Annotated in this window: 2 protein-coding genes; one reads left to right on the top strand and one right to left on the bottom strand. The window is 72.8% G+C overall.

The genetic code is table 11. The features are described 5' to 3' along the window. Positions 1-427: universal stress protein (locus R6V09_RS53610; protein ID WP_317888622.1), on the top strand; the 427-nt coding region annotated here is incomplete at its 5' end. 40 nt (positions 428-467) lie between these two features. On the opposite strand, the gene R6V09_RS53605 is transcribed toward R6V09_RS53610, so the two are convergent. Then, positions 468-1,127, bottom strand: a 660-nt coding sequence (locus R6V09_RS53605; protein ID WP_317888621.1) for a Gfo/Idh/MocA family protein, incomplete at its 5' end; no start/stop codon positions are given.

Below are 1,127 nucleotides of genomic sequence, written 5' to 3'. Positions count from 1 at the left end.
GGGGCAGCACGGAGACCCCGAGGACAGCGCCGCGGCGCTCGGCTTCGCCTTCGAGACGGCGGCGGCACGTGGTGCCACCGTGCGGGCCGTGCGGGCGTGGACCCTGCCACCCGTGTTCGCCTACAGCCCGGGCTCCATGAAGCTGCTCGACGAGGCCGGCGGCCTGGAGCCGTACGAGAAGAAGGCCCTCGCCGAGGCGCTGGAGCCGTGGCGGGAGCGCTTCCCCGATGTGCCCGTCGTCGAGCACATCGAGATGGGCAGTGCGGGGCAGGTGCTGCTGTCGGTGGCGGGGCGGGCGCAGCTGATGGTCGTCGGGCGGCGCGCCCACCGTACGGCGGTGGGCGCGCGGATCGGCTCGGTCGCGCACGGGGTGCTGCACCACGCGGAGTGCCCGGTGGCCGTGGTGCCTTCGCCGAAGGAGTCCTGACCTCTCCTCCGCAGGCCTCCTGACCTTCCCGGAAGGCGGGTCAGGCGGCCTGGGCCCGGATGTCCTCGACGCGTACCGGGACGCCCTTCTCCACCGACCTGATGGCCGCCAGCGCGATCGTCAGCGCGGCGCGGGCGTCCTCGCCGGTGGCCGACGGGGTGCGGGCGGTGCGGACGCTGTCGGCGAAGTCGGCGAGCTCGGCGACGTACGCCTCGTGGAACAGGTCCTGGTCGTAGGTGATCGTCTCGGCCGCGACGCCGTCCGCGCCGTAGGACGTCAGATGGGTGCGCCGGATGTCGCCCATCGTGAGCATGCCCGCAGAGCCGAAGACCTCGCCGCGCACGTCGTAGCCGTACACCGCCTGGAAGTTGGCCTCCGCGGTGGCGAGGGCGCCGTTGTCGAAGCGGATCGTGACCACGGCCGTGTCGAGGAGGCCGCGGTCCTTGAAGTCGGGGCGGACCAGGGCGTCGGCCATGGCGAAGACCTCGACCGGTTCGGAGCCGGGGTTGAGGTAGCGCAGGGTGTCGAAGTCGTGGATGAGGGTTTCCAGGAAGATCGTCCACGGCGGGATGGGGGAGGGGTCGGCCAGTTTCGGGTCGCGGGTGAGCGAGCGCAGCAGCTGCGGGGTGCCGATGGCGCCCGCGGCCACCTTTTCGTGCGCGGCCCGGAACCCGGCGTCGTAGCGGCGGTTGAAGCCGAC

The organism is Streptomyces sp. W16, from assembly GCF_033194735.1.
Classification (GTDB): domain Bacteria; phylum Actinomycetota; class Actinomycetes; order Streptomycetales; family Streptomycetaceae; genus Streptomyces.
This window is presented reverse-complemented; position numbering and strand designations above follow the sequence as displayed.